Source organism: Paraburkholderia sp. UCT2, assembly GCF_014397665.1.
Taxonomy (GTDB): Bacteria; Pseudomonadota; Gammaproteobacteria; order Burkholderiales; family Burkholderiaceae; genus Paraburkholderia; species Paraburkholderia tuberum.
The window spans coordinates 67486-91453 of record NZ_VZQO01000001.1 but is presented as its reverse complement, the minus strand read 5'-3'; the positions used below and the strand labels follow the sequence as shown (position 1 = coordinate 91453).

Annotated in this window: 20 protein-coding genes and 3 pseudogenes; 4 read left to right on the top strand and 19 right to left on the bottom strand. The window is 65.0% G+C overall.

Annotation, left to right across the window (positions count from 1 at the left end):
* Positions 1–225: 225 nt before the first annotated feature.
* The gene (gene mgrA, locus F6X39_RS00440; RefSeq protein ID WP_187615106.1) at positions 226–1269 is read left to right on the top strand and encodes an L-glyceraldehyde 3-phosphate reductase; all 1044 of its coding nucleotides are present in this window, start codon (positions 226–228) and stop codon (positions 1267–1269) included.
* Between the two features lie 100 nt (positions 1270–1369).
* Here the strand turns inward: mgrA and F6X39_RS00435 are convergent, their stop codons facing one another.
* The 4 genes and pseudogenes from F6X39_RS00435 to F6X39_RS00420 form a co-directional block, all read right to left on the bottom strand.
* Positions 1370–1552 (bottom strand): hypothetical protein, encoded by a 183-nt coding sequence (locus F6X39_RS00435; protein WP_090805541.1) that lies wholly within the window; start codon positions 1550–1552, stop codon positions 1370–1372.
* 327 nt (positions 1553–1879) lie between these two features.
* Positions 1880–3070 carry an MFS transporter gene (locus F6X39_RS00430; protein WP_018419117.1) on the bottom strand — a complete coding sequence of 397 codons (1191 nt, stop codon included), beginning with the start codon at positions 3068–3070 and terminating at the stop codon, positions 1880–1882.
* A 236-nt stretch (positions 3071–3306) separates the two neighbouring features.
* A pseudogene (locus F6X39_RS00425) lies at positions 3307–4461 on the bottom strand (efflux RND transporter permease subunit).
* 47 nt (positions 4462–4508) lie between these two features.
* Positions 4509–4679, bottom strand: coding sequence for a hypothetical protein (locus F6X39_RS00420; protein WP_187615105.1), 171 nt, complete (start codon positions 4677–4679; stop codon positions 4509–4511).
* 246 nt (positions 4680–4925) lie between these two features.
* Here F6X39_RS00420 and F6X39_RS00415 point away from each other — a divergent pair, with 246 nt between their 5' ends.
* On the top strand, positions 4926–5138 hold the full coding sequence (locus F6X39_RS00415; RefSeq protein ID WP_018419122.1) for a hypothetical protein: 213 nt from the start codon (positions 4926–4928) through the stop codon (positions 5136–5138).
* Positions 5139–5347: 209 nt separating this feature from the next.
* The gene (locus F6X39_RS00410) at positions 5348–6400 is read left to right on the top strand and encodes a serine/threonine protein kinase (RefSeq protein WP_410449818.1); all 1053 of its coding nucleotides are present in this window, start codon (positions 5348–5350) and stop codon (positions 6398–6400) included.
* Between the two features lie 11 nt (positions 6401–6411).
* Here F6X39_RS00410 and F6X39_RS00405 read toward each other — a convergent pair whose 3' ends face one another.
* The 12 genes from F6X39_RS00405 to F6X39_RS00350 form a co-directional block, all read right to left on the bottom strand.
* Entirely contained in the window at positions 6412–8310 is a 1899-nt protein-coding gene (locus F6X39_RS00405; RefSeq protein WP_187615103.1) for a DUF3857 domain-containing transglutaminase family protein, read from the bottom strand.
* Positions 8311–8319: 9 nt separating this feature from the next.
* Positions 8320–9342 carry an XdhC family protein gene (locus tag F6X39_RS00400; RefSeq protein WP_187615102.1) on the bottom strand — a complete coding sequence of 341 codons (1023 nt, stop codon included), beginning with the start codon at positions 9340–9342 and terminating at the stop codon, positions 8320–8322.
* A complete protein-coding gene (locus F6X39_RS00395) occupies positions 9315–9917 on the bottom strand; it encodes a CoxG family protein (RefSeq protein WP_187615101.1) in 603 nt (200 codons plus the stop codon). Before F6X39_RS00395 ends, F6X39_RS00400 begins: the two co-directional genes overlap by 28 nt.
* Positions 9908–11173 (bottom strand): vWA domain-containing protein, encoded by a 1266-nt coding sequence (locus F6X39_RS00390; protein WP_187615100.1) that lies wholly within the window; start codon positions 11171–11173, stop codon positions 9908–9910. The genes F6X39_RS00395 and F6X39_RS00390 overlap by 10 nt, the downstream gene beginning before the upstream one ends.
* An 11-nt stretch (positions 11174–11184) precedes the next feature.
* Positions 11185–12066 carry an AAA family ATPase gene (locus F6X39_RS00385; RefSeq protein ID WP_090802637.1) on the bottom strand — a complete coding sequence of 294 codons (882 nt, stop codon included), beginning with the start codon at positions 12064–12066 and terminating at the stop codon, positions 11185–11187.
* A gap of 168 nt (positions 12067–12234) precedes the next feature.
* Positions 12235–13032 carry an FAD binding domain-containing protein gene (locus tag F6X39_RS00380; RefSeq protein WP_187615099.1) on the bottom strand — a complete coding sequence of 266 codons (798 nt, stop codon included), beginning with the start codon at positions 13030–13032 and terminating at the stop codon, positions 12235–12237.
* A 28-nt stretch (positions 13033–13060) separates the two neighbouring features.
* A complete protein-coding gene (locus F6X39_RS00375) occupies positions 13061–15442 on the bottom strand; it encodes a xanthine dehydrogenase family protein molybdopterin-binding subunit (protein WP_187615098.1) in 2382 nt (793 codons plus the stop codon).
* Positions 15443–15452: 10 nt separating this feature from the next.
* Entirely contained in the window at positions 15453–15974 is a 522-nt protein-coding gene (locus F6X39_RS00370) for a (2Fe-2S)-binding protein (protein ID WP_187615097.1), read from the bottom strand.
* Positions 15975–16442: 468 nt separating this feature from the next.
* Positions 16443–17834 (bottom strand): amino acid permease, encoded by a 1392-nt coding sequence (locus F6X39_RS00365; protein ID WP_187612075.1) that lies wholly within the window; start codon positions 17832–17834, stop codon positions 16443–16445.
* Positions 17835–18133: 299 nt separating this feature from the next.
* Complete coding sequence (rqpR, locus tag F6X39_RS00360; RefSeq protein WP_090802643.1) at positions 18134–18790, bottom strand: response regulator transcription factor RqpR; 657 nt, start codon at positions 18788–18790, stop codon at positions 18134–18136.
* A gap of 10 nt (positions 18791–18800) precedes the next feature.
* The gene (locus tag F6X39_RS00355; RefSeq protein WP_187615096.1) at positions 18801–19688 is read right to left on the bottom strand and encodes a sensor histidine kinase; all 888 of its coding nucleotides are present in this window, start codon (positions 19686–19688) and stop codon (positions 18801–18803) included.
* Positions 19689–20093: 405 nt separating this feature from the next.
* Positions 20094–20864, bottom strand: a complete 771-nt coding sequence (locus F6X39_RS00350; protein WP_018419136.1) for a ferredoxin--NADP reductase — start codon at positions 20862–20864, stop codon at positions 20094–20096.
* Between the two features lie 581 nt (positions 20865–21445).
* Between F6X39_RS00350 and F6X39_RS36465 the strand changes: the two genes are divergently transcribed.
* Positions 21446–21742, top strand: a complete 297-nt coding sequence (locus tag F6X39_RS36465; protein ID WP_262412380.1) for a hypothetical protein — start codon at positions 21446–21448, stop codon at positions 21740–21742.
* A 187-nt stretch (positions 21743–21929) separates the two neighbouring features.
* Here the strand turns inward: F6X39_RS36465 and F6X39_RS00340 are convergent.
* From F6X39_RS00340 to F6X39_RS00330, 3 genes and pseudogenes are all read right to left on the bottom strand, one after another.
* Positions 21930–22139: pseudogene (locus F6X39_RS00340) on the bottom strand (ABC transporter permease); the annotation flags it as partial.
* A gap of 96 nt (positions 22140–22235) precedes the next feature.
* Positions 22236–22511 (bottom strand): annotated as a pseudogene (locus F6X39_RS00335) (sugar ABC transporter ATP-binding protein); the annotation flags it as partial.
* A gap of 179 nt (positions 22512–22690) precedes the next feature.
* Positions 22691–23743: a LacI family DNA-binding transcriptional regulator gene (locus F6X39_RS00330; RefSeq protein WP_187615095.1), complete on the bottom strand. Its 1053-nt coding sequence runs from the start codon at positions 23741–23743 to the stop codon at positions 22691–22693.
* Between the last annotated feature and the right edge of the window lie 225 nt (positions 23744–23968).

Here is a 23968-nt window from a genome sequence, read left to right as displayed (position 1 = left end):
CACCTCCCATCAACCTGAACCGGCCAGAGTGTAGGTGAGGCGTGCGTGCTCGTCCATCCCGCATACTGGTTGCGCTGCAAGCGCCGCGTCGATTGGCTAACATAGCGGTCTGGCCGCACCGCGGCGACACCACAACAACAAATCTCCTCAGCAGCATGCCTCCCGCAACGCGCGAATCCTCACGCCCTCCATCCTCGGGCGATCTCATCGACAAGGACACTAGCAATGGCTTACGAAGCAGCTTCAGAACGCTATTCGGACATGCAATACCGCGTCTGCGGCAAGTCGGGTCTCAAACTGCCGGCGCTGTCGCTCGGCCTGTGGCACAACTTCGGCGACACCACGCCGATCTCGACGCAGCGTGACATCCTGCGCACGGCCTTCGACCTCGGCATCACGCACTTCGATCTGGCGAACAACTACGGCCCGCCGTACGGCAGCGCGGAAACCAATTTCGGCCGTCTGTTCAAGGACGATTTCAAACCGTATCGCGACGAGTTGCTGATTTCGTCGAAGGCCGGTTGGGATATGTGGCCCGGTCCGTACGGCCAGGGCGGCGGCTCGCGCAAATATGTGCTCGCGAGTCTCGATCAGAGCCTGAAGCGCATGGGCCTCGATTACGTCGACATCTTCTATTCGCATCGCTTCGACGCGCACACGCCGCTCGAGGAAACCGCGGGCGCGCTCGCGAGCGCGGTGCAGCGGGGCAAGGCGCTGTACATCGGCATCTCGTCGTACTCGTCGGCGAAGACGCGCGAAATGGCGAAGCTGCTCGCCGAATACAAGGTGCCGCTGCTGATCCATCAACCGTCGTACAACATGCTGAACCGCTGGATCGAACACGACCTGCTCGATACGCTCGATGAAGTCGGCGCGGGCACGATCGCGTTCACGCCGCTCGCGCAGGGATTGTTGACCGGCAAGTATCTGAACGGCGTGCCGGAAGATGCGCGCGTCAACAAGCCGGGCGGCGGTTCGCTCAAAGACGAGCATCTGAGCCCGCGGAACATCGAGCACGTGCGGAAGCTCAACGACATCGCGCAGCGCCGTGGTCAGAGCCTCGCGCAGATGGCGCTCGCGTGGGCGTTGCGCGACCCACGCGTGACCTCGGTGCTGATCGGCGCGAGCCGCGCGGAGCAGGTGCGCGAGAACGTCGGCGCGCTGAAGAAGCTCGCATTCTCGGCCGACGAACTCGCCGAAATCGATCGCTATGCGACCGAAGGCGGGATCAATCTGTGGGAAAAGCCGTCGACGGATCAGGCGATCTGATCGCGTGAGGAGCCGTCCGCGCAACAGGCGGACGCACGCAAGGGCAAAACGAAGCCGCACGCTCAGCGTGCGGCTCTTCTGCAGGTACTTCGCCGCGCCGCTACACGAGCGCCGGCAGACCCTCGACCAGCGCCACCGCGCACATCACACCGATCAGCGCGCCCAGCACACGCAGCCCGTTGTGTCGCAACTCGGTCTTGCAGGGCAGCGCGCCGACGAATAGCGCGCCGGCCAACGCCATCGGAATGACCAGGATGAAATCGCCGATCGTAAAGTAGGTCATCTTCGTCTCCTCCCATGCGGGATGGTTGCTGTGTCGTTTCAGCAAGGGCCGCGGCTTCGAAATCATGCAGCGCCTTTGCACGAATCGAGTATAGGAGACCGATCGAGCGGCGCGACGGCGCAAGCTGGCGCGTCGGCGCTTATTCGTAAGCTGCTGAACCCAAGCGTGGCGCGGCCCGCGGCGATTGGCGCGGCGCAACAAAACGCGGCGGAAAATATCAAACGTTCGCTTACGCAAGCCTTTCGTTTTGCCGCCGATCCATGCGGGTTGGCTGATTGCGGCCCGGCTCGCGGTGCCCGCACCGCGCAACGCGACCGATGCGCCGGACTATTCGCGCCCGCGCAGGCGGCTCGCCGCGATCAAGCCGATCACGAGCAGCGCACCGACTAGCCCGACGACGCCGTTCCAGCCATGACCGGCCCACACATGGCCGCCGTACGAACCGACCAGGCTCGAGCCGATGTAGTACGCGAGCAGATACAGCGCAGCGGCCTGGCCTTTCGCGTCTTTCGCCAGACGCCCGACCCAACCGCTCGCGACCGAATGCCCGGCAAAGAACCCGAACGTGACGCAGGCGATACCGGTCGCGATCGCCGCGAGCGGATGCAGCATCGTCAGCGCGAGGCCGAACACCATCAGCAGCAGGCTCCCGATCAGCACGCGTGCACGGCCGAACGTGTCGGCCATGCGCCCGGACCATGGCGACGCGACTACGCCAACCAGATAGACGATGAAAATCGCGCCGATCTCCGTCTGATTCAACCGATACGGCGGCGCGAGCAGCCGGTAGCCGATGTAGTTGTACAGCGTGACGAAGCTGCCCATCAGCACGAAGCCGAGCAGGAACAGCAGCGGCAGACCCGGTCGCGTGAACTGGCGCAACAGCAGCGTGCGGTGATGCGCGAAGCCGAGCCCGCGGCGCGGCACGAAATGGCGCGACGGTGGCAGCAGCGCGCGGAACGCGAGCATCGACAGCAGGCCGAGCACGCCGATCGTGCCGATCGCGACGCGCCACGAAAACAGATCCGCGACCACGCCGGTGATGACCCGCCCGGCCATGCCGCCGATCGCCGTGCCGCCGACGTACAGGCCCATTGCCAGACCGAGGCCGTCGGGATGCACTTCCTCGGCGAGATAAGCCATCGCGACCGCCGGCACGCCGCCGAGCGCGAGCCCTTCGAGCGTACGCAGCACGAGCAGCTGGTGCCAGTGCGGCGCGACCGATACGCCAATCGTCAGCACCGACGACACCGTCAGCGACAGCGTCATCAGCTTGTGCCGGCTCCAACCCTCGGAGACGAAACCGGCGACGAAGATCGCGAGCGCGAGCGCAGCAGTGGATAGTGACAACGACAGACTGCTTTGCGCCGGCGTTACGTTGAACGCTTCGGAGAACGACGGCAGCAGCGGCTGCACGCAGTAGAGCAGCGAAAACGTCGCGTAGCCGGCGAACAGCAGCGCGAGGCTGGCACGCCAGTACGCGCGCGAGCCGCGTTCGAGATAAGGGATGTCCGACACGGTGGTGGTGCTTGCGCAAGCAGCTGAAGCTGCGCCGCGGGAGGGAACGGCAGATGCAGTCCGCTGGGGTTGCCGCGGCAGGGTCACAACAAAACTCCTTGGGTCACACGGAAACGCGCAAAAGTGTTAAGGATACGCTGAAAACGCGTTTCAAGCCGGCGTCGCGGGCAACGCGGCGTGCCAATGGTGACCCGCAGCGCTCCATCCGCAACATATCGCGCGCCTGTCTCCCGGCGCTAGCCGTGCGCCCCGGCTTCACTGCCCGGCGCCGGCGCCCGCGTCGCCCCCGAAGTCGCCGTCGACGGATGCACGAGCGCGTCGTCGCCCGGCAGTATCGACGTATCCCAGCCGCCGCCGAGCGCCTTCACCAGCGCGACGCTCGCGGCCATCCGGCGGCGCGCGATCGCGGCCGCGTTGCGCTCGTTGGTCAGCGCGATCGTGCCGGCATCGACGGCGGGGAAAAAAGTCGCGGCCGATAAACGGAAGCAACAGCAGCGACGCGCAACAGCACGCGAGAAACAGCGTGACGAACAGTCCCGGTCGCGCGACTCGCGCTTCGTGATGTAAATCCGCGGGCTTGTGGTGATAGCGCAGCAGATACTTCGCGAGCGTCGGCACAAGCGTACGCGAGAAGAAGTACGACGCGAGCATCGCGAACACCACCGCTTCGGCAAGCGGAATGAACAGATAGTGCGCGACACCGGTGAGCAGAAACATCGGCACGAACACGATACAGATCGCCAGCGTCGACACCAGCGTCGGAATCGCGATCTGATGCGCGCCGTCGAGAATCGCCTGTTCTAGCGTCTTGTCCTGTTCGAGCTGATGGTTGATGTTTTCGATCGCGACGGTCGCATCGTCGACGAGAATCCCGACCGCGAGCGCGAGGCCGCCGAGCGTCATGATGTTGATCGTCTGACCGAGCGCGGACAACGCGATGATCGACGTGATCATCGACAACGGAATCGATACTGCGATGATCAGCGTCGCGCGCCAGTTGCCGAGGAACAGCAGAATCATCAGGCCCGTCAGGCACGCGGCGATCAGCGCTTCACGCAATACGCCCTGCACGGATGCACGCACGAACAGCGATTGGTCGGCGACGGGATCGATATTCAGCGACGGCGGCACCAGATTGCGCAGCGTCGGCATCATCGTCTTGATGCGGTCGACGATATCGAGCGTGGACATTCCGTGTGTTCGATATCGTTGACCGCCACCGACAAGCCGCGCTCGTAGTTCAGCGCGATGCGCCGCTCCATTTCGTCGGCGGGCAGGCCGTTATACGACCAGATGACCGAGAGCACCGGAATATCGATGTTCGGAAAGATGTCGGTGGGCGTGCGCAGAATGGTCAACGGTCCGACGATCAGCAATAGCAGCGCCAGCACGACGAACGTCTAGGGGCGCCGTAGCGCGAGACGAACGATCCACATGACTAGCGCAGACGAATGAAATGAGCGGCGAGCGCGCCGCGCGGATCGGAAACCCAGGCGCGCACCACGGCGCGAAGGCAGGTGCGAAGCCGCGCGGCGCCCGCATCTGGCAGATCGTTCTGGCAGTGCAGGTTTTTGATGTCTCCCCCCGCAGGGTTTATGATGGTCTGCATTACGACGTCTGACGCCGAGATAATCGGCCGTGCGCAGCGTAATGGGAATAGGGCGAAACGACGGGTGAAAGCCTTCTATTCGCCTTCCCAAAGCCCCGCAAAGCGGGAACAATGACTCGAACCTCTTACGCGCCATGCGCGCGACAGATTAAGTGCGCACGCAACGTCAAATGCGAAGCGGCGTTTTTATCATCACCTCGACCGGCGTGAAATCATAAAGCCGGCTAAGGGAAGCGGGGAATTATCATGGAAGTCGGTTCCATTGTCCGATCGGTACATATCGCCGTGCCGCAAGGCGCGCGCGGAATCGTCATGCGCATTCTTGGCGACATGGCGATGGTGGCGTGGTACGCCGGCGAGCCCGGCGCCTCGCAACAACTCAATACCGAACCCTTTTTCCTGGAAGATCTGATCGATACCGGCGACCTGATACGTCCGGCCGGCGCGCAGACGCATTGAACGAGAGGCTTACCGGTTGCTCATTGCCGTTGTGTGATCCGCAGGTGCGGGCTGTAGTGATGCTGTAAGGTGAGATCGGCTCGCCAGCATCGCCGTGGGCCGATGCGCGCGTCGATTCACGGCGGGTCCCAAATCAGCCCGTATTTCTAGCGATGCCACGCACGCATTGTGAGTCGTCGCCCTCGTCTTTACCCGCGGCGCGGCGCACAATGCGGGGCATGAACGACACCGACACCATTCCCGACAATTCCCATCCCGAGGCCGGCGCCGATGGCGCCGTGCCATTCGCGCGGCTCACGCCGGAAACCGTGCTCGACGCGATCGACGGCGTGCTCGCAACGACCGGCGTGCGTACCGACGGCCGTCTGCTGCCGCTCAACAGCTACGAAAATCGCGTGTATCAGGTCGGCGTCGAAGACGGTCCGCCCGTGGTCGCGAAGTTCTATCGTCCCGAGCGCTGGAGCGACGCGGGAATTCTCGAAGAGCACGCGTTCGTCGCCGAACTCGTCGCGCGCGAGATCCCAGCAGTGCCCGCGCGCGTGCTCGATGGCCGCACGCTGCACAGCTTCGACGGCTTCCGCTTCTCGGTCTTCGAGCGACGCGGCGGTCGCGCGCCGGATCTCGACCGGCGCGACACGCTGGAATGGCTGGGGCGTTTCATCGGACGCATTCATGCGATCGGGCAGACCCAGGACTACGCAGAACGTCCCACGCTAAACATCGACACGTTCGGCTACGAGCCGCGCGACTTCCTGCTCGCGCACCGTTTCGTGCCCGACGATCTGCGCACCGCGTGGGAAACCGTCGTGAATCTCGCGCTCGAAGGCGTCGCGGGTGCGTTCGAGCGGGCTGGCGAGATTCGCAGGCTGCGTCTGCACGGTGACTGTCATCCGAGCAACGTGCTGTGGACCGACGCGGGCCCGCATTTCGTCGATTTCGACGACAGCCGCATGGGGCCCGCGATTCAGGATTTGTGGCTGCTGCTGCCGGGCGAGCGCGCGGAGGCGTCGCGCGCGCTGGCCGATCTGCTCGCCGGTTACGAGGATTTCTGCGAATTCGAGCCGCGCGAGCTGTATCTGATCGAAGCGCTGCGCACGTTGCGGCTGATTCACTATCAGGCATGGCTCGCGCGCCGCTGGAACGATCCGGCGTTTCCGGCCGCGTTTCCGTGGTTCAACACACAGCGCTACTGGGAAGATCGCATCCTCGAGATGCGAGAGCAGATCGGCGCGATGCAGGAAGGGCCGTTGTGGCCGGTTTGACGTGTTGACGGTCAAGGCGCCTGCGACGCCACATTCGACGACTCCACCAAGGTCGATCTGACGATCACCTCCGCGCGCACGTCCCGCCCAATCGCTTCGATTGCGGGACGCATGCGCGTGAAATCGTCGGGCGTGCAGACGTCGCTGTCGAAATGGGTGGCGCCGTCGCGCGTCATCGTGACCACGTTGCTGCGCGGGTCGAACGCGTACTGCGACGTGAAATCGACGAAGCGGTCCTGCGTGCGTTGCGCCTCCGGCATGTCGAGCACGCGAAAATTGGCCGGCAGTTCGATGCGCGCGCGTTCGTGGATCGCGAGGTTGTGGCACACGAACGGCTGCGTGCGCTTGCGTTCGCCGAGCCAGTAGCGCGTGTCGGCTTCGACGCCGCCGCCGAGGCTCGTCAAGGCCGGAATCGAGGCCGTCATGCCGGTCACCACGAGACTCTCGAGCGTGCCTTTCATCGTCAGCGTGAGCGGGCCGTCGGCCGCGCTGAGGTCGCTCGTCGTCAGCGTCGCGGTGCCGCGCAGATTCGCGTTGCGCAACTCGGTCTGAATCGATTCCTCGCGTTGCGCGGGCGTTTGCGTGCGCAGCCGCGCGCGGGCCTGCTCGGCGTACGGCCCGGCATCCTGCAGCCGATACGTGAAGCTCGCCGAGCCATCCGGTTCGATCTTGATCGCGAGATCGGTGCTGCGCGACATCTGCGCGGTGGCCGGCGTTTGCGCGAGCACGCCGTCGCCGATCAGCACGGTAGGACGGTCCATGTCGGACGAAGGCAGAAAACCGAATTCGACGTTCGACGCGGTCGAATCCGCGTACATCTGCAAATCGGGCAGCCACGTGATCGCATGATTGATGACGCCGTAGCCCGGCACACTCGGCAGCGTGTAGATCGTGCCGCTGCTGATCAACGCCGGCTCGTTGCGCACGCCGACCGCGTCGAGCAGCGCGCCGTAGAGCGCGACGTGGTCCTTGCAGTCGCCATAGCGGTTCGCGAGAATCGCGCTCGCGCTGTGCGGCACGACGGCGCCACGTCCGACGTAGATCGCGACATAGCGGATATTGCGGCGAACCCAGTCGTACAGCGTTTTGGCTTTGTCGTGTGGGGTGTGATCGTGCGCGGTCAGCTGCTGCGCGAACTGGGTGATCGCGACGTCGTGCGCGCCCGGGTCGGCCGCGGAGCTGCGATAGGAGGCGGCGAACGCGGCATAGCTCGGGAAGGTCGACACCATCAGCCGATCACCGTACGACACGTACGCGACCGAGCCGCGTTCGAGCCGGTCGAAGTGTGCCTTGTCATAGCGGAATTCGTAACGCGTGCGGCCGTCGCGCGTGACCGGTGTCACTGCGCTGAAGCCGCGCGCGTCCGCATACAGCGGCTTGTCGGCGGGCAGGTCGTAGATCAGGCGGAAGTTGCGGGTCGGCGCGAGATCGGGCGGTGTGAAGTCGCTGAATTCGCCCGGCACTATCGGCTGACGCTGCGTCTTGCGGTACGTCAGATGCACGCGCGCGCCGGGTTCGACCGCGGGGAACACGATCACCTTTTCCTGGATGTGCTGGAACATCGGCGCGTCGAACGAGCGGACTTCCTGCACGTCGCGGATCTGCTCGGGCGCAACATCGTGGCGCTTGCCGTCGGCGGTGACCGTGTAGGCCTCGAGGATCTGCACGTCGGCCATGTTGCGGTTGAACCAGACGTATTGCTGAGCGACCCGCTCGACGCCGGCTTCGTTGTTCACGCGCAGCGTCATCGAATCGAGCTTCGCATACGAGCCGTCAGCGTTGACGGCGAAGGTCTGCGTCTCGGCTTCGTTGGTGTAGGGATCGTCGAGGTTGAGCGGCGCGCTCGCGCTCGCGGCGTGAATGCCGGCCAGCCAGCCGGCGGAGGCAAGGACCACGAGGCAGCGTCGCATGACGGCGGGCTACACGCTGCAAGCGGCGCCACCCGACGCCGCAATCTCCCGCGCGGCCTTCGCGCCTTCGACCTGCAATAGCGTCGGCAGCGACACGCCATTTTTCGCCGCCGTCACCTCCGCCAGAATCGACACCGCGATCTCGGGCGGCGTCCTGCTGCCGATATAAATGCCGACAGGTCCATGCAAGCGGGCCAGTTCGGCTTCGTTCAGATCGAACTCCTTCAGGCGCTCGCGTCGCGCCTGATTGTTCCTGCGCGAGCCGAGCGCGCCGACATAAAACGCCGGCGTCTTCAATGCTTCCATCAGCGCGAGATCGTCGAGCTTCGGATCGTGCGTGAGCGCGATTACCGCGCAGCGCTCGTCGAGCTTCATGTCGATCACGGTATCGTCCGGCATCGTGCGTACGATCTTCGTGCCCGGCACGTCCCATTCCTCGGTGTATTCCTCGCGCGGATCGCAGACCGTCACCTGATAATCGAGCCCCACCGCGATATGGCACAGGTAGCGAGACAACTGCCCGGCGCCGATCACTAGCATCCGGTAGCGCGGGCCGTGGATCGTCAACAGACGCTCACCGTCGAAATGCACGCCGTCGGTCGCCTGCGCGTTGTCGAGCCGCACCGCGCCCGTCGTCATGTCGAGTTCGCGCGCGACGAGCCGGCCATTTTCGACCGCGTGACACAGCTCGGCGATGCCGCTTTGCCGCGTCAACGGTTCGAGCACGAGCTGGATCGTGCCGCCGCACGGCAGGCCGAAGCGATGCGCTTCCTCGGCCGTGATGCCGTACTTCACCGCCTCCGGATGTGTCTGCTCGATGCCCCGTTGCCGCACGCGATCGATCAGATCGTCTTCGATGCAGCCGCCCGACACCGAGCCCACCACGAGGCCGTCGTCGCGCACCGCGAGCATCGCGCCCTCGGGACGCGGCGACGAGCCCCACGTCTTCACGACCGTCACGAGGAGCGCGCGATGTCCGTCCGCCAGCCAGCGGGCGCTGGTTTTCAGAACTTCGAGATCCACGCTGTCCATGATTTCTTCCCTTTCTTTGCTTCGCCGCCGGACTCGCCGTCCGCGGCCTCGTTCGATTCCGTTTGCCCGGAGGCGGATGCGGCTTCGGTATCCGCCGAGGCGTCGCCTTCCGCTGTTTCATGAGCGCTATTGTCTCCCGACAGCTGGGCGCTCAAGCGCTTGAAAAACTCCCCCGCAATCTTGCGCGCCGCACCGTCGACGAGCCGCGAGCCGATCTGCGCGAGCTTGCCGCCGACCTGCGCATTGGCGGTGTAGGAGAGCTTCGTCGCGGCATCGCCGTCGGCTTCGAGCGTGACATGCGTGTTGCCCTTGGCGAAACCCGCGGCGCCGCCCTGGCCTTCGAACACAATGGTGTAGGTGTTCGGCGCATCGATATCGGTCAGTTGCATGCGCCCCTTGAAGCGCGCCTTGACCGGGCCGACCGCCGCGACCAGCGTGACCAGGTACGCGTTTTCGCCGTCCGGGTCGATGCTTTCGCAGCCGGGGATGCAAGCGCGCAGAATCTCCGTGTCGTTCAACGCGTCCCAGGTTTGCTGCTGCGCGACCGGCAGCGTATGAGTTTCGCTCAATTCCATGACGTTGCTCCTGCGAGTGTCGTCGCGGCGACGGCGTGGCGAGGCGCGCGCGTCAGTTGCGCGAGATCGTGGCCGAACGCTGCGAGACTGTCTAGATTATGAACCGGACGATGCGCGTCGACATACGGCAGGATCGCCTGCACGCCGCGCGCCTTCGGAGTAAACCCGCTGAACCGCAGCAGCGGATTGAGCCACACGATGCGATGCGCGAAGCGTGCGAGGCGCGCCATTTCGGTATCGAGCACGTCGATCGCTTCGTGATCGAGACCGTCGGTGACGAGCAGCACCGTCGCACGACCTGTGAGCACGCGGCGCGCCCAGCGTCGGTTGAACTCGGCGAGCGCTTTGCCGATGCGCGTGCCGCCCGACCAGTCGACCACCTGATCGCTGAGCGTCGCGATCGCGACGTCCGGATCGCGTTCGCGCAATGCGCGCGTCGCGTTCGTGAGCCGCGTGCCGAACAGAAACACCTGCAGACGTTCGCGCGACTGCAACAACGCGTGGCAAAAGTAGAGCACCGCGCGCGAGTAGTTGCTCATCGAGCCGGAAATGTCGAGCAGCAGCACGAGCGGCGGCTTGCGCTCCACCCTCGCGCGATACTTCCACACGGTCCAGTCGCCACCGGCGCGCACCGCATGCCGCGCGCTCGCGCGCAAGTCCGCATGCGTGCCGTGCGATGCCGCCTTCAGGCGCCGCGTCGATTCGGTTGCGAGCGGCAGCCGCTGGCCGCGAATCAGATGCCGCAGCGTGCGCCATTCGTCGGCGTTCAGCGTGTCGAAATCGCGATGACGCAGCCGCTCTTCTGCGCTGAACGTCAACTGCGCATGCAACTCGTGCTGTTCGGTTTCCTGCGGCGCATTCAGATGCGGCGAGGGTGGCATGCGCACCGCGAGCGCATCGGCGAGACGGTTGTTGCGCTTCGGCGGTGGCAGCCCGTCGCGCACTTTCGGCAGCAGCAGCGCGCGCAGCTTGCCTTCCCAATCGGGGTCGCGCCAGAACAGATCGAACGCGGCATTGAAGAGTTCGCGTTCGTCGGGCGCGGTGACGAGCAGCGCGGCAAGCGCGGCGTGCACGTCGTCGCGGCGGCCGAGGTCGATCCACTGCAACGCGGCGAGTGCGTCGACTGCTTGTGCGGGCGACATCGGCAAGCCGGCGCCGCGCAGCACGCGCACGAAATGGACGACGTTGCGCGCGAGCGTGGGCGCAGTGTGCTGGTTCGTGTCGTCGAGCCTGCCTGAGCCGGTTCCGTTCGTCATGCCTACGACCCTCACCCGGACAGACACTGCGCGATCTGCGCGGCATCCACACGCGCGAGATCGTCCTGATACTTGAGCAGTACGCCGAGCGTGTTCTGCACCGATTGCGGATCGAGCTCCGTGACCGACAGCGCTTCGAGCGCGCGGCACCAGTCGATCGTCTCGGCGATGCCGGGCGCCTTGAACAGATCCATTCCGCGCAGCCGATGCACGAAGTCGACCGCGCGCCGCTGCAATTGCGCCGACGTTTGCGGCGCGCGCGCGGCGACGATCTCCAGTTCGCGATCGCGGTCCGGATAGCCGATCCATTGATACAGACAGCGGCGCTTCAACGCGTCGTGAACTTCGCGCGTGCGGTTCGACGTCATGATGACGAGCGGCGGCTGCGTCGCGCGCACGGTGCCGTATTCGGGAATCGATACCTGGAAATCCGAAAGGAGTTCGAGCAGGAATGCCTCGAACGGTTCGTCGGCGCGGTCGATTTCGTCGATCAGCAGCACGCGCCGCGCGCCGGGATGGTTTTCGTCGGGCATCAACGCCTGCAGAAGCGGACGCTTCAGCAGGAATTCGCCACGATATAGCGTGTCGTTGTCGGGGCGCTCGCCGCTCGCTTCGGCAAGCCGCAGCGCCATGATCTGGCGCGGGTAGTCCCATTCATAAAGCGCGCTCGCGGTGTCGAGGCCTTCATAGCATTGCAGGCGCAGCAACGTGGTGCCGAGCATGCCCGCCGCGGCTTTCGCGAGCTCGGTTTTACCGACACCCGGCTCGCCTTCGACGAACAACGGCCGCTCCATGCGCAGCGCGAGATACAGTGCGGTCGCGAGCTCGCGGCTCGCGAAATAGCGTTGGGCGGCGAGTTGGGCGAGGGTGTCGTCGATCGAAGCCGGCTGCATGGTGATCCTGAATCTGCGCGACAGGCCATGGCAAAGCGTGGCGCGAGTGAAGAACGCAATGGCCGCGAGCCCGGCGTCGAACTGTCGCGCCGGCTCGCGAAGTGAACGAAGCCGGCTTGCGCGCACCGTGGTGAAGGCGCGGCAAGCCGGGGCGCCTGGCGAGGATCGCTAGGCATTTGCCTTCGTGACCGCGCGCGCCGCGAGCACCGGAATCAGATGCGCGCGATACGCGGCGCTCGCGTGCATGTCGTCGTTCAGCTCGTCGGGCGACACGCTGACCGCGCGTGCCGCGTCGGGGGTGAAGTTCGCCGACAGCGCGCTTTCGAGCTCGGCCACGCGAAACACCGATGACGCCGCCCCCGTTACCGCGACGCGCACGCCGCTCGCGGACTTCGCGACGAACACGCCGACCAGCGCGAAATGCGAGGCCGGATTGCGGAATTTCTCGTATGCGGCACGCTCAGGCACCGGAAACTCGACGGCGACGATCAGCTCGTCGGGCGCGAGCGCGGTCTCGTACATGCCGACGAAGAAATCGCCCGAAGCGATACGCCGCCGGTCCGTGACGATCGTCGCATCGAGGCCCATCGCCGCCGCCGGGTAGCACGCGGCCGGGTCGTTGTTCGCGAGCGAGCCGCCGATCGTGCCGAGCGCGCGCACCTGGCGATCGCCGATATTCGCGGCCAGCTCCGCGAGCGCGGGCAACACGCGCCGCACGTCCGCGTGTTCGGCGACGTCCGCGTGACAGACGGCTGCGCCGATCGTCACCGTGCTGGCGTCGACGGTGATCGTCCTGAGCGCGGGAATGCGCGTCACGTCGATCAGTTGCGACGGCTGCGCGAGACGCAGGCGCATCGTCGGCAGAAGGCTCTGGCCGCCGGCGAGGAACTTCGCGTCGCTGTCGGCGGTGAGGGCTGCGGCGGCCGCTTGCGGATCCGTCGCGCGTTGATACTCGAATGAATACATGTCGAATGCTCCGCTCAGGATCGTTGGGTCAGGCTTGCTTCGCCGCTTGAATCGCGGACCAGACGCGATGCGGCGTGGCCGGCATCTGCAGATTGGTCACGCCAAGCGGCGCGAGCGCGTCGATGATCGCGTTGATCACGGCCGGCGGTGAGCCGATCGCGCCCGCTTCGCCGCAGCCTTTGACGCCGAGCGGATTGTGCGTGCACGGCGTGCCCTTCGACGTTTCGACCGTGAAGTCGGGCAGGTCGGACGCATGCGGCATCGCGTAGTCCATGTAAGAGCCGGACAGCAACTGGCCGCTGTCGTTGTCGTACACGCAGCGCTCGAGCATCGCCTGACCGATGCCTTGCCCGAGCCCGCCATGCACCTGACCTTCGACGATCATCGGATTGATCACGTTGCCAAAATCGTCGACCGCGGTGAACTGCTGGATGCGGGAGACGCCGGTGTCCGGATCGACTTCGATCTCGCAGATATACGCACCCGACGGATACGTGAAGTTGGTCGGATCGTAGAACGCGCTTTCTTCGAGCCCCGGTTCGAGCACGTCGAGCGGATAGTTGTGCGGCACGTACGCGGCGAGCGAGATCTCCGCGAACGCCTTGGTGCGGTCGGTGCCCGCGACGCGGAACACACCGTTCCTGAACTCGATGTCTTCAGCCGACGCTTCGAGCAGATGCGCGGCGATCTTCTTCGCCTTTGCTTCGATCTTGTCGAGCGCCTTCGAGATGGCCGAGCCGCCGACCGCGATCGAACGCGAACCATACGTGCCCATGCCGAACGCGATGCGGCCGGTGTCGCCGTGCACGATCTCGACGCTTTCGAGCGGAATGCCGAGGCGGTCCGCGACGACTTGCGCGAAGGTCGTTTCATGCCCCTGGCCGTGACTGTGCGAGCCCGTGAACACGGTGACCGAGCCGGTCGGATGTACGCGGATCTGGCCGACTTCGAACAGGCCCGCGCGCGCGCCGAGCGCGCCCGCGATGTTCGACGGCGCGAGACCGCATGCCTCGATGTAGCACGAATAGCCGAGGCCGCGGCGCTTGCCGTTCTTTTCGGATTCCTGCCGGCGTGCGGCGAAGCCCTCGACGTCCGCGAGCGTGAGCGCGCGCGCGAGGATCGCGTTGTAGTCGCCGGTGTCGTAGGTGAGGCCGACCGGCGTCGCGTACGGGAATTGCGTGATGAAATTGCGGCGGCGGATTTCCGCGGGGTCGAGTTTCATCTCGCGCGCCGCGGCTTCCACCAGGCGCTCGACGACGAACGTCGCTTCCGGCCGGCCCGCGCCGCGATACGCATCGACGGGAACGGTGTTGGTGAAGACGGCCTTCACTTCGGCGTAGATCGCGGGCGTCGCATATTGGCCGGCGAGCAGCGTCGCGTACAGGATCGTCGGCACGCTCGACGCGAACGTCGACAGATACGCGCCCATGTTCGCGATCGTATGCACGCGCATGGCGAGGAACTTGCCGTCGGCGTCCAGCGCAAGCTCGGCTTTGGTCACGTGATCGCGGCCGTGCGCATCGGAGAGGAACGCCTCGGAGCGCTCGGCGGTCCATTTGACCGGCCGGCCGATCTTCTTCGACGCCCAGGTGAGCGCGACGTCTTCGGCGTACAGGAAGATCTTCGAGCCGAAGCCGCCGCCGACGTCCGGCGCGATCACGCGCAGCTTCGATTCCGGCAGCGACAGCACGAACGCGGCCATCAGCAGCCGCTCGACGTGCGGGTTCTGATTCGCGACGTACAGCGTGTAGCTCTCGTCCTGCGCCGAATAGTTCGCGTTGACCGCGCGCGGTTCGATCGCGTTCGGCACGAGGCGGTTGTTGACGATATCGAGCGTGGTTACGTGCGCGGCTTTCGCGAACGCGGCGTCGGTCGCGGCCTTGTCGCCGTGGCCCCAGTTGTAGCAGACGTTGTCGGGCACTTCGTCGTGCACGGCCGCTTGACCAGGGTCGGCCGCATGCGCGGTATCGACGACGGCCGGCAGTTCTTCGTAATCGACCTCGATCAGTTCGGCCGCATCTTTCGCCGCCTTGATCGATTCAGCGATCACGAGCGCGACCTGATCGCCCACGTGCCGTGCTTTCGTATGCGCGATCACCGGATGCGGCGGCTCGTTCATCGGCTTGCCGTCGGTGCTGTGGATCAGCCAGCCGCACGGCAGTCCGCCGACGTTGTCGGCGGCGAGATCCGCGCCGGTGAAGATCGCGATCACGCCCGGCGACTGTTTGGCCGCGCTCGTGTCGATGCTTCTGATCTTCGCGTGCGCGTGCGGTGAGCGCAGGAACACCGCGTAGGTTTGCTGCGGCAGCACGATGTCGTCGGTGTACTGGCCTTTGCCGGTCAGGAAGCGATAGTCTTCCTTGCGTTCGACGGCGGCGCCAATCAGGCTCTGTGTATCGGGTGCGTTCATCGTCGGCTCCTCAGGCGGCGGTTGCGCCGGTGGCATTCGCGCCGGCAGATGCGCTCGATGCGGCGGACTTCATACCCGCGGCGCCTTCGAGCACGGCCTTGACGATGTTGTGATAGCCCGTACAGCGGCATAGGTTGCCGTCGAGCTGCTCGCGCACCTCGTCGCCCGTCAGATCGGGTTGACGCTGCACCAGCGACACCGCGTTCATCACCATGCCCGGCGTGCAGAAGCCGCATTGCAGACCGTGGCAGTGCTTGAACGCGGCCTGCATCGGATGCAGCGCGCCGTTGTGCGCGAGCCCTTCGATGGTCGTGACTTCCGCGCCATCGGCTTGCACGGCGAGGATGTTGCAGGACTTGATCGCGCGGCCGTTCAGATGCACGGTGCAGGCGCCGCATTGCGCCGTATCGCAGCCGACATGGGTGCCGGTCAGACGGAGTTGATCGCGCAGGAACTGGACAAGCAGGGTGCCAGGGTCGACTGAGGCGCTCACGGGCGCGCCATTGACCGTCAGACTGATGCTGATCGCCATGAAGCTGTCTCCTTTGTCGACCGCAGTTAGCGCTTCAGCGCTTACTGCGGTCCCATGCGTTTATCGCGGTCGATCGGAGCGAGCGCGTTGGCGTATCGATCCCTGCCTCGGCGCAGACCACGATCCCATGCAAGATAGTTGCTGTGGGTGAGACCGGACCTGTGATTGTTATTGCTCCCTGCTTTGCTTCGACTGCGTGCTGACTTCGATTCGCCAGGTCCGATGAGGGTACTACGGGTTTTACAAATCTGCCGAAAAGTAAAGCACAAATCGCGCGGGCGCGCTATGAGGGGAAGTGTGTCGGCGCGCACGAGCGCACGAAGAGAACACGGCGGCCACGGAATGGGACGCCGCAAAGACAAGTGCCCCGTCTGCGGAGCATGACGGGGCGCATCGATAGATCAGCGGAAAGCGAGGCCACGCTCGCGAGCATTCAGCTCATTGGCGTGGCTTCATCGAAACGGCGCTTTACTTTGCCAGTTTCGAATGACGGCGCGAGTAGCCGAAATAGATAACCATGCCGATCAGCAGCCAGATCACGAACGCGCCCCACGTGATGCCTTGCAGGTTCAGCATCAGGAACAGGCACGATGCGACCGCGAGCACCGGCACGACCGGCACGCCAGGGCAACGGAACGCGCGCGGCAGCTCTGGGTGCGTCTTGCGCAGCACGAGCACCGCGATCGACACCATCGAGAACGCCGCGAGCGTACCGATATTGATCAGCTCAGCCAACACATTGAGCGGCACCAGCGCGCCGATCAGGCCGAAGAAGATGCCGACGAGCCACGTCGTGAAGAACGGCGTCGCGAAACGCGGATGCACTTTCGACAGCTTCGCGGGCAGCAGGCCGTCGCGCGACATCGCGAAGATCACCCGCGTCTGACCGTAGGCCATCACGAGAATCACGGTCAGCATGCCGAGCACGGCGCCGAGGTCGATGAAGCCGGCGACCCAGTTCTGCCCCGCGAGTTGCAGCGCGTACGACACCGGGTGCGAAATGCCCATGAACTTCCCGGACGGCACGATGCCGGTGACGACCGCGGCCACGGCCACATACAGCACCGCGCACACGCCGAGCGACGCGATGATGCCGATCGGGAGGTCGCGCTTCGGATTCTTCACTTCTTCGGCCGCCGACGACACCGAGTCGAAGCCGATGAACGCGAAGAACATCACCGCGGCCGCGCCGAACACGCCGCTCCAGCCGTGAGGCATGAACGGGTGCCAGTTGGCCGGCGTGACGTGAAACACGCCGACGCCGATCACGAGCAGCACGACGACGACCTTGATCGCAACCATGATGTTGTTGATTCGCGCGGATTCGCGCACGCCGAGCGACAGCAGCGTGGTGATCGCCATCATCACGAGGAAGGCGGGCAGGTTGAACAGCGTTTCGTGTCCGGGGACGGCGCCGGGGGCTGCGCTCAGCGCCATCGGCAGCGATACGCCGAAGCCCGACAGCAACGACTGCAGATAGCCGGACCAGCCGACCGACACCGCCGAGGTCGCGAGTCCGTACTCGAGCATCAGGTCCCAGCCGATGATCCACGCGGCCAGCTCGCCGAGCGTCGCATACGAGTACGTGTAGATCGAACCGGCGACCGGAATCGTCGATGCGAATTCAGCGTAGGCGAGCGCGGCGAAGCCGCAGGCGATCGCCGCGATCAGGAACGAGATCATCAGCGCGGGACCGGCCTGTAAGGCGCCCGTGCCGGTCAGCACGAAGATGCCGGTGCCGATGATGGCGCCGACGCCGAGGAAAGTCAGGTCGAGCGCGCCCAGCGCCTTTTTCAGGCCGGCGGTCTGAGCGCTCGCCGCAAGCATGTGCTCGACGCTCTTTTTGCGAAACAGGGACATTGGCGTGGGTCTCCAGTGGTGCACGCGTGTTGCGCGCCGAATGTCGGGAAAACCCGCGATTCTAGCGGATGCGTGTCGCCGGGCTGGGTCGCGCGGCGCTTTTCTGGGCCAAGGCGATGGGCGGAAACTCCCGCCAGGAGGTGATTTCGAGGAGGTCTTGCGGTGCCGGAAGCGGGGCGGCAGTGAAGCTATTTACTGAATAGTCAATTGATGAGGATGGAATCTCTCCGATTGCGCCGGCGCCACGATCGGACGACTGCGGCGCAACGCCGCAGGCACGGCTGGCGGCGCCTGCTGGGCTAGCCCGCCATCGCGGGATTCAGATCGACGAGGCGGTTGCTCATTACATAGAAGGTCAGCTCGGCGTTGTTGCGCAGCTTCATCTTGTCGAGCAGCCGCGTGCGGTACACGCTGACCGTCTTCACCGACAGCGACAGCGCGGCCGCGATATCGGTGAGACGTTTGCCGGACGCGAGCATGCACAGCGTCTGGTACTCCCGATCGGACAGCTTTTCGTGCGGCAACTGCTCGCCGTCGAACGACACGTAGTCGGCGAGCGCCTCGGCCATCTCGGGGCTCACGTACTTGCGGCCCGCCGCGACCTGCTGGATCGCGCCGATCATCTGCGCGGCATCGACCGTCTTCGACAGATAGCCGGACGCGCCGGCTTTGAGCGCGCGCACCGCGTACTGGTCCTCGCGGTACATCGAGAACATCAGCACCGCGACGCGCGGCGCCTTGCGCTTCAGACGCTTGAGCACCTCGACGCCATTCATGTCGGGCAGCGAAATGTCGAGCAGCACGACGTCGAAGCTCTGGTGGACGACCAGGTCGAGCGCTTCGGAGCCGCTTTGCGCCTCGGCGACCTCGCGTGCGACGCCGCGATCGAGCAGCAGATGGCGAACGCCCTGGCGGACCACCGCGTGATCTTCGACGATCAGGATGCGCAGGCTCATGGTCGCGGGCTCACGATTGCAGCGCGCGCCGGGCGGCGCGCGGCGTTGGGGCGGCCGCGAGCAGCGCGTGCCACGCGAAGCGGGCCTGGATCAGGGTGCCGCGCGGGGTGATGGCGGCGTTGCTGCCAGTGCCGCTGTCCTCGCCACGACCGACGCTCGTGCGCCTCGCGCTGATTCGCAGCGTGCCGTCGAATGCGGCGCAGCGCGCCTGCATGCCGGCGAGGCCGAAATGACCGCCGGTTTTTTTCTGGCCACCGCGTTCGCGCGCGCCGCGCGGCAGGCCGATGCCATCGTCGCTGACGAGGAGCCTCAGATGACGCGCACCAGTTTCGACGCGCAGGTCGGCGCAGGTCGCGCGCGCGTGCTTCGCGACGTTGTTCAGCGCTTCCTGCGCGACGCGGAACACGGCGAGCGCGGCATCGGCGGGCAGGCGCGCGAGCCGCGCGTCGCCGCTGCAGGTGAAGGTGGTGCGCAAGCCGGTGCGCGTGGAGAAGTCGCGGGCCCAGCACTGCAGCGCGCCGGCGAGGCCTGTCTCGAACGACGGCGCGTGCAGTTGCGCGATGGCGTCGCGATTTGCCGCCTGCACGGCGTCGAGCGAACGATTCGCGACCGCGAGCGCGGCCGCGCATTGCGGCGGCGCGTCGGGGGGCAGCCAGGTTTCGATGCCGGCGAGCGCGAAGCGCGTCGCAGTCAGCTCGGCGCCGACGCCGTCGTGCAGCTCGCGCGCGACGTGACGGCGCACGCTTTCCTGCGCGTCGACCAATTCGGCCGACAGCTCGCGTACCCGCGCGCGCAGCCGCTCGATCTCGCGCGCGGCGAGCGATGGCATGTCGAAGCCATCACGCTGCGCGGACGAAGCCAGCGCAGCGTTGAACGGGACGGCAGTCGACGTATCCATGAATTTCCCTCTCAGGAGGCGGAGTGGACGGCGAAGCGGGCACGCGCAGACGGAATCAAAGCCTGCGAATCACGAGGTTTCGCGTCGGACGAAACACGATGGCCCAACGTAACGAAATTTACATTCAGTAACAACTCTGGTGGACGACGATCGGTGCATGAATTCGTCTGATCTCGCGGTGCGATCATATCTCAAAAAGATTAAAAAAGCAGTCGCACCAAGGCTTAGCGCAGAGTCTTCAGAGATTACATGATGTTTACCGCGGACTCGTGCTGTCAGAGGAATTCTGACAGCGAAGGTGACGCAACGCGCTCCAATTTGTAACGGAGCAACAAAAAAAGGAGCCCGGAGGCTCCTTTTTTGGAATTCGCGGCGCGCGGGCCGCGAAGAAGAATGCCGGCCGGCTTAGCCGACGAAGGCCTTTTCGACCACGTAATGGCCCGGCTCGTTGTTGCTGCCTTCCTTGAAGCCCGCGTCTTCGAGCAGCTTGCGCGTGTCGCGCAGCATGTGCGGGCTTCCGCACAGCATGACGCGGTCGTCCTCGAGCGAGAAACCCGGCACGCCGAGGTCGGCGAACAGCTTTTCGGTTTCGATCAGCTCGGTGATGCGGCCGCGGTTCTGGAACGCTTCGCGCGTGACGGTCGGGTAGTACAGCAGCTTTTCCTGTACGAACTCGCCCAGGTGTTCATGCGCCGGCAGGTGCTCGGTGATGTATTCCTTGTACGCGAGTTCGTCGACGAAACGGCAGGTATGCGTGAGGACCACGCGCTCGTAGCGGTCGTAAATGTCCGGATCCTTGATGATCGACATGAACGGCGCGAGGCCCGTGCCGGTGGACAACAGCCACAGCGTCTTGCCCGGCAGCAGGTTGTCGGCCACCAGCGTGCCGACCGGCTTCTTGCCGATCAGCACTTCGTCGCCGACCTTCAGGTGCTGCAGACGCGATGTGAGCGGGCCGTCCTGCACCTTGATGCTGAGGAATTCGAGATGTTCTTCGTAGTTCGCACTGGCGAGGCTGTATGCGCGCAGCAGCGGCTTGCCCTCGACCTGCAGGCCCACCATCGTGAACTGGCCGTTTTCGAAACGGAACGACGGATCGCGCGTGCAGGTGAAGCTGAAAAGCGTATCGGTCCAGTGATGGACGCTCAGGACGGTTTGTGAATTCAGGTTGCTCATGGCTTCTTGGATAGTGCGAAAACAAAGGCGGCCAGTCGTCTGAGCCGGCCGGCACGGCAAGGGGCGATGCTGCGCTGACCCGTGGTCGGGACTCCCGCGCAATCCGTCATTTTACCGTGCCCGCCGGGGCGGGGCCGCGGCGCTGCGGTCGAGCGTGGTAAAGCGGGTTGCCAAACCGGGAAGCGGCGGCGCCGGCTTGCTGGCGCCGCGAAGTACGTTGGCGTGAGTGCGGCCGTGCTTCAGCGGGGTACGGCGATTCGGCGAACGCCGCGAAGGGCGGCTGCCATTGGTTGCCCGGCAGGCGCGAAAGCGACGCGCCGCAAGGGCAACATTGTCAAGATGATACCGAAAGGCGGCGTGCGCTGCAGCATTGACCCTGCTGATAAAACTGGCAAACGGGGCGGAACCCTGCCGGCGCCATCGAGATCGCCTCGTTTTCGACTTTCGTTTGCGTGCCGCGATTTTTTGGGGAATACGCCCGACGTTGCCTCGTTTACGCAGGACGCGAGTCGCGCGAAGCCAGACGGTGCGGTGGCTGCGCGACTCGTCCTGGCGGCTGCGGCCGCCCATGTGAGTAGGAGGTGTCAAATGGAGGCTTCTCGTGCGATATCTGCATCCGGTTTATACACTGGCTTCGACGGGTTGGTGATACTCCTCAGGGCGGGCTCGTCAAGGAACTGAAAGATCCCAACCTGCTGGACGCCCCCTGGGATCTCACTGTGATCGACGGGGGGCGATTCGTCCGGGTCTTCGTCGCGGATGTGTTGAACGGAAAGGTCGCGCGGATCGATCTTGCCATCGGCGAGGATGGCGTTCAGGTGCTGCCTGGCTCCACGAATACGGCGACCGTCTGGACGTTGCGCACCGACAGTCAATAAGGAAACCGGGGACGACGATCGGGGACGTCGTGACGCGTCGGGGACGCGTCACGGTCACACGGTTTCGCGGCGAGTCTATCGGTACACAGAGATGGGTCGGGGGCGGCGATTGTGGCTGCAAGCCTCGGCCAAGTAAGGAAATTCTGTCCGATGGAATTGATGACGCCAATTCGCGGGTGCCGCTTGCTCACACCGCCGGCACCCGCTTTTTTCCGCGCTGTTTCAACACGCGCGCCTGCAGCACGATCACGAGTAGCAGGAACACGCCGCGAATCACCGATTGCCAGTACGCGGACAGACTGATGAACCCGAGCCCGTTCTCGAAGTTCAGCAGATTGAACACGAGCCCGAGCAGCAGCACGCCGGCAATCGTCATCGCGACGGAACCCTCGCGCCCGTGGCGACGCTCAGATTCGCGGAACGGCACCAGGTTGATCTCCTGGTAGATCGTGCTGATGCCCGCTTCGCGCGCCTGCTTGGGCGTGCGGAAATCGAGCATCGTCGTGACGAGCTGCAGCTTGTCCATCTCGGCCATCGTGCTTTGCACGACCGTCTGGCCGTCGCGCATCACGGTCACGCGATCGCACAGCGCGTACAGCTCGTCGAGCCGGTGCGAGACGAAAATCACCGCGCGGCCGTCGTCGCGCAGCTTGCGCACGACGGTGAACAGCAGTTCGACTTCGCGCTCGTCGAGCGACGACGTCGATTCGTCCATGATCACCATCTTCGCGTCCGACGACACCGTGCGCGCAAGCGCCACCATTTGCCGCGATGTCTTCCTCCAGTAACCGGTGACGGTTTATTTGCTTTTCGTGCTGCTCGGGATTGCCTCTGTCCAGCCGGGGGGCCGACGTTGGTTCGCCGGCGAGCGCGCGATTGGCTATGACCCACCGTCGCGCTGTCTTCCCGACCCGACGTGCCGATTATTCCACTCAAAATTATTATCGGTCAATCACTAATAATATTAGTTGTCGCCGGTTTTGCCTCGGTAATTACCCGGACCGAGGTGCGTTCAACCAGCGGTCCGTCGAGCTTGACCGTGCGATGGCGCACCGGCGCGCCGGCTGCGCGGTTGTGCTCTTCCTGCAGCAGCGTTTCGACGGCCCAGCGGCCGAGTTCGTAGTTGGGCAGCACCACCGTCGACAGCGGCGGATGCGTGTGGCGCGCGATTTCCTGGTCGTCGTAGCCGAGCACCGACACGTCCTCGGGCACGCGCAGGCCGAGCTGCTTGAGCGCCTCGATCGCGCCGATCGCGGTCAGGTCGTTGGCGCAGAAGATCGCGGTGGGCGGATTGGCCTCGCGCATCAGCGACAGCGTCAGCTCGAAGCCGAGGCCGGGGCTCCAGTCGCCGTCGCGCACGAGTTCGGCCGCGAAAGGCAGATCGGCGGTCGCGAGCGCGGTGCGGTAGCCCTTCAGGCGGTCTTTCGCGGCGTCCTGCCACGGCTCGCCGTTGATGTAGCCGATGCGCCGATGGCCGGCCTGCAGCAGGTACTCGGTCGCCAGATGGCCGCCCGCGACCTCGGCTGGCACCACGGACGAGAACGTGCTGTCGCCGGTGTAGCAGTTCAGCAGCACGGTCGGCACCTGCGACAGCGCGGTCGGCGGCGCGACCTTGCGCGTGTAGACGGTCGCGTAGATCACACCGAACACGTGCGGATTGGTGAGGACCGTGTCGAGTACCTGTTTTTCGATGTCGGCGTTGCCGTGCGTCGAGTAGACCGCGAGCATCTTGCCGCTCACGTACGCGGCGTCGCGCGCGCCGTCGATGTTGACGACCGGGTGCGGGCTCGTCGAGATTTCGTCGGCCAGATAGACGATCAGGTTGCGCTCGTCGCTCGATGCCGCTACGGGCGCGCGCAGCGACAGCCGGTAGCCGAGGTCGTGCGCGGCCTTCAGCACCTTGTTGCGGGTCGCATCGGAGAATTTCGCGCCGGCCGCGTTGTTGAGCACGAGCGAAACGGTGGATTGCGACACGCCGGTGAGCTTGGCGATGTCGGTCATGGTGGGACGGCGTTGAGTCGATTTTTTCATTGTGCGGGCCGCGCGGAGGCGGCGCTGAAGCGGGGGATGCCAGCGGCATCATGCTGCTGACGGTACCACTAATAATATGCGCGCGGCAACGCGCGCTAACCCGCCATTTGGGAACGGAGCATACGGTCCGTTACTGGCCTTTTTTGACCGAATTTATTACTAATAATATTGACCAATGGTGCGGTGTCGTGCGAT